The organism is Phyllobacterium sp. P5_D12, assembly GCF_054049495.1.
In genome coordinates this window covers 1-5,307 of record NZ_JBFUMG010000307.1, presented here as the reverse complement: position 1 = coordinate 5,307, position 5,307 = coordinate 1, and the positions used below count along the sequence as shown (strand labels likewise).

Genomic DNA, 5,307 nt, shown 5'->3' with positions numbered 1-5,307 from the left:
GTTACCGGCTGGGCATTCGTATGGAGGAGCCGGAGATTGCCGCGCTCGTCGTCAAGCACGGCAGGCCCGGCTTCTATTTCAGTGTGCTGGAAGAAGGCGAAGTGCAGGCTGGTGACGAAGTTACGAAGGTCGCGTCAGGACCCGGCAGTATGAACGTCACCGAAATCGATGCGCTATTGTATATGCCGGATCACCCACGCGACAGGCTCGAACGTGCCTTACGCATTCCAGCGCTGAGCCTTGGCTGGCAAAATTCATTCAAAGCGCTGCTCGCCCAGCAGGGCGCGGACGGCGCGACAAAAGGCAACGCCGGGCTGACTGCCCTGTCCGGCCCGCCGCCGGCGTGGAGCGGTTTCCGCCCGCTTCGCGTGGCACGCAAGGTGCGCGAGAGCGGCAGTGTGGTGTCGCTCATCCTTGAGCCGACAGATGGGCAACCTGTCGCTGCTGCGCTTCCCGGACAGTTTATAGTGCTGCGGCTCGGCTCCGGGTCTCGACCAGTTCTCACGCGCAGCTATTCACTGTCGGCGGAACCCGGCACGACCTTTTATCGCGTCAGCGTCAAGCGGGAACAGAATGGCGCCGCCAGCGGCTATATCGTCGACGAGGTCAAGGCTGGCGATATCGTTGAGGCAAGCGCGGCACGCGGCAGCTTTACCCTGGCGCCGGGGGACAATCCGGTTGTGTTGTTGAGTGCCGGGATTGGAATAACGCCCGTGCTCGCGATGCTCCATGCATTGGCAGCCGAAGCCTCGCCCCGGGAGGTCTGGTGGTTGCACGGAACCCGCAATGGCCGCGAACACGGCTTTATCGAGGAAACGCGTGGTCTGCTCAAGGCGCTTGCTCATAGCCATAGCTACATTTGCTACAGCACGCCCGAGCCTGGCGATCGGCCGAATGTGGATTTCAACGCTTCCGGTCATCTGGATATGCGAGCGCTGAAGGCGCTCGGCCTGCCGCTTGAGAGCGATTTTTATATTTGCGGACCATCGAGCTTCATGAGCGATCTGACCGATGGGCTTGCCGTCATGGGCGTCGCTTCGGATCGCATTCATACGGAAATGTTTGGCGCCGGTCCGTCTATTACCCCCGGCGTCGCTGCCACGCCAAGACCGCCGCCGCATTTACCAGCCAATATGCCGGGCACCGGCGCGTTGGTGTCCTTTGCGAGGACCGGCCTCAACGTTCGCTGGGATACGACCTTCCAGAGCCTTCTGGAGCTGGCAGAAGCGTGCGACGTGCCGGTGCGGTGGTCTTGCCGAACCGGGGTCTGCCACACCTGCGAGACGGGCCTGGTGGCGGGGACCGTTCGCTATCGTCCTGACCCGATCGATGCACCTGCGGATGGCAATGTGCTGATCTGCTGTTCACAACCCAAAAGCGACATCGTCATTGATTTGTAGCGCAATGAAAACCTGATCACTTAACCGCACCAGCTGAACGAGGACTTGATATGCGATCCGACATGGTACCGGGAGCGATTTTCCCTGATTATGAGCTCAGCGACCAGACCGCCAAGCATCGAAAACTCTCCGAACTCCAGGGACATCAACCGATGGTTCTGGTGCTTGGCAGAGGCGCCTTTTGCCCCAAGGATCGCCCCCAGGCTGAAGGGCTGTTGCAGCTTCACCGAGAGATGGAGGTTGGGTATTGCCGACTGGTCACCATCACCACAGACGATATTGTGAAAACCAATGAATTCCGCAGCGGAGTAGGGGCTCATTGGCCCTTTTTGTCCGATCCCCGGCGCATCTTGCAAAAGGATCTGGATATTGCCGAATATACCGATCCCATCAACAATCCGATGATACCGCATGTGATTGTACTGGAACCCGAGCTTGTCATTCACAAGATTTACGATGGTTACTGGTTCTTCGGCCGGCCAACGGTGGAGGAGCTTCGCCAGGATCTCCGAGAGGTCAGTAAAAAATGTCGGCCCGATTGGGATATCACCAAACCTGAGCTCAAGGCCCAGTGGAAGAACGGCCACAAGGAGCTTTTCTATCCTTATGGCAGATCATATGTCGAAACTTTGAGTGATGACGCTTAAGACTGGGTTATGTTGGCAATAGCAGAAGCAGTCCTGAGACTCTCTCTGGCATACGCAAGGCGCAATTACTCATGACCAAAGGCTCCGATCTTTTAATAGCAGCGCTCGAGAACGAAGGCGTCACCCGCATCTTCGGTATCCCCGGTGAGGAAAACCTCGACGTGGTAGAATCAATCCGCAACTCCTCGATTGAGCTTGTGCTTACCCGGCACGAACAGGCGGCAGCGTTCATGGCAGCGACCTACGGCCGGCTCACGGGAAAGCCCGGCCTCTGCCTGACAACACTCGGGCCTGGCGCCTTGAACCTGTCAACGGGTGCCGCATACGCATTGCTTGGTGCAATGCCAATGGTGATGATCACCGGCCAGAAAGGCATCCTTTCTTCGCGCCAGGCCCGCTTTCAAGTGGTCGATGTCGTCGCGTCGATGAAGCCACTGACCAAACTCGCAAGGCAGATCGCGTCGCCACTGATGATTCCGACGATGGTTCGGGAGGCATTCCGCATAGCTCAAGAAGAAAGACCCGGGCCGGTACATCTCGAACTTCCTGAGGATATTGCCGCGGAGGAATGCGAGGAAGTGCCGTTGATCGCGCCGCATCAGCTCGAACTGCCGACAGCCAATGATGCTGCGCTCGACCGTGCCGCCGCGCTTATCATTGCAGCCAAGCGGCCTCTTTTGATGTTCGGGGCCRCCGCTTCACGCCCCCGGTCTACATCCGATATTGCGCAATTTGTGACGCGAACCCGAATTCCATTTTTCACGACGCAGATGGGCAAGGGTACGGTTGCTGGCGGAACCGAACTTTACATGGGAACCGCGGCGCTCTCGGAGCGTGACTATGTCCATGAGGCCATCGAGCAGGCGGACCTTATTATTACGATCGGCCATGATACAATTGAGAAACCTCCGTTCATCATGGGTAAGGATGGTCCGCATGTCGTCCATGTCGGATATCAGCCGGCGACCGTGGAACAAGTCTATTTCCCGCAATCCGAGGTGATAGGCGACATCGGCCCATCGTTAAATGCTTTGGCAGATCGCCTCGAGGGCAAGGTTCCGAACGCACAGGCACTCCTCCATCTGCGGGAGCGCATTCTCGAACGCGTTGGGGCGCGAGCGACGGAGGACCGCTTTACACCGCAGCGTTTAGTCCACGATATTCGGGAGGTCATGCCGTATGATGGTATCCTTGCGCTCGACAACGGCATGTACAAAATCTGGTTTGCCCGGAACTACCGGACGCGGATGGCCAACACGCTCCTGCTCGACAATGCTCTTGCATCCATGGGGGCAGGGCTACCGTCCGCGCTGGCGGCCTCGATGCTATATCCTGAGCGGCGTGTCATGGCGGTCTGCGGCGATGGCGGATTCATGATGAATTCGCAGGAACTCGAAACCGCAGTGCGTCTGAAACTCAACCTGGTTGTGCTCGTGATTGAGGACGATGCCTATGGAATGATCCGCTGGAAGCAGGCGGTGGACCAGTTTCCGGACTTTGGCATGACGTTCGGCAATCCGAACTTTGTTAAATACGCCGAGTCATATGGCGCAAAGGGTACCAGGGTCGACGACATAGGCCAGTTCAAGCGGATTCTTGAAGACGCATTCTCCGGCGGCGGTGTCCATCTGGTCAATGTGCCAGTGGACTATTCAGAAAATGAACGCGTACTTGTAAAGGAACTTCGCGAACGGCTTCCGGTCATTCTGGATGCCTGAAGGCAGCTTCGCCAGCACATCAACGAGGGACGAACATGCACGACAAGATATCACCGTCCGCAACGCGTCTGCCCCAGATACCAGCGTCATTCTTCGGGATTGTGGTCGGGCAGGCCTTGCAAACGCGTGGTGCTCGGCCTCGACCATTTGGGCAGTACCGGCGATCGTTGGCGGGGTTCTGAGTTTCGCCGCGGTGACCGTATTGTTGCCATGCTCTTTGCCGTGAAGTGGCTTGGGGCACGCGAACAGGAGCAGGGCATCCGGTAGAATACTGCTTCATAGGCCTGCCGGCGTATCGACCATGTTGATCGCATTGGTGCTGCAGCCTTACGCTATTACTCCGCATTTACCGAATTCCCGAGAGTGACCTATCAATGGTGGTCGGCTCGCTTGGGACTCACACAACAAACGATGTCTGTTGTTGTCCTGCGCACCAAAGATCTTGTCGATAACAATAGTCCGGTCACTCGTTGCGACTTTGCTGCCCATTGAGCAGAACGTGCGTTCTTGTCACGATCGACGCCAACTTGTGCTCCGGCAAACGCTTGGCTACGGTGATACAACTGAAAGCAGGTTTGGAATGACCGAGATCGCATTCGACCATAGTTATAGCCGACTGCCGGACAAATTCTTTATCCGTACAATGCCTACCCCTGTTGCATCTCCGAGATTGATCAAGCTGAACTTTGACCTCGTTTTCCAGCTGGGTCTAGATGATCGATGGTTGAGTAGCGCCGAGGGTATAGACATGCTCGCGGGAAACAATGTCCCGAGGGGCGCTAACCCTATTGCCACCGCATATGCAGGGCATCAGTTTGGTCATTTCGCCCCGCAACTGGGCGATGGCAGGGCGATCCTGCTCGGTGAAGTCATTGATCGAGACGGTGTCCGACGGGATATACAGTTAAAGGGAGCGGGGCGGACACCTTTTTCTCGTGGCGGAGATGGACGTGCGGCGCTGGGTCCTGTCCTGCGCGAATATATCCTAAGTGAAGCAATGAATGCCCTGCGGATTCCGACGACCCGTGCGCTCGCTGCCGTACTAACCGGAGAAACTGTTGCGCGTGAGATGTCTCTCCCTGGTGCCGTTATCACCCGCGTTGCCTCTAGTCACATACGAATAGGAACGTTTCAATTTTTTGCCGCACGGGGTGACATTGAGGCCGCCCGTGCTCTCGCAGACCACGTCATTGCCCGCCATTATCCCGAGGCGGCAGCAGGCGACATGCCCTACCTGTCGCTCCTGGCGGCAGTGATCGAAGCCCAGGCCTCGCTGGTTGCTCAGTGGATGTTGGCCGGATTTATCCACGGTGTGATGAATACTGACAACATGTCCATCGCCGGTGAGACCATTGACTATGGTCCATGTGCATTCCTGGACAATTACGATCCAGCGACGGTTTTCAGTTCTATCGATCATGCGGGCCGCTATGCGTATGGCAACCAAGGACCGGTCGCTTTGTGGAATCTGGTGCGTCTGGCGGAGAGCCTGCTCCCGTTGCTTGCGGACGATCAGGACAGGGCGGTGTCCTTGGCTCAAAA

At 57.3% G+C, this 5,307-nt stretch carries 4 protein-coding genes; all 4 read left to right on the top strand.

Annotation, left to right across the window (positions count from 1 at the left end):
• Positions 1–1,400 (top strand): 3-alpha domain-containing protein (locus ACXJ5O_RS17875; protein WP_457301063.1); only part of this gene is annotated, 1,400 nt, incomplete at its 5' end.
• A 50-nt stretch (positions 1,401–1,450) separates the two neighbouring features.
• Complete coding sequence (locus ACXJ5O_RS17870) at positions 1,451–2,047, top strand: redoxin domain-containing protein (protein ID WP_457301062.1); 597 nt, start codon at positions 1,451–1,453, stop codon at positions 2,045–2,047.
• A gap of 71 nt (positions 2,048–2,118) precedes the next feature.
• Positions 2,119–3,765: an acetolactate synthase large subunit gene (locus ACXJ5O_RS17865; protein WP_457301061.1), complete on the top strand. Its 1,647-nt coding sequence runs from the start codon at positions 2,119–2,121 to the stop codon at positions 3,763–3,765.
• A gap of 580 nt (positions 3,766–4,345) precedes the next feature.
• Positions 4,346–5,307, top strand: a 962-nt coding sequence (locus ACXJ5O_RS17860) for a protein adenylyltransferase SelO (RefSeq protein WP_457301060.1), incomplete at its 3' end; no start/stop codon positions are given.

Bases quoted from the DNA above. Each gene is read 5' to 3' on its own strand.
- ACXJ5O_RS17870 (WP_457301062.1), top strand. From the start codon at position 1,451: ATGCGATCCGACATGGTACCGGGAGCGATTTTCCCTGATTATGAGCTC.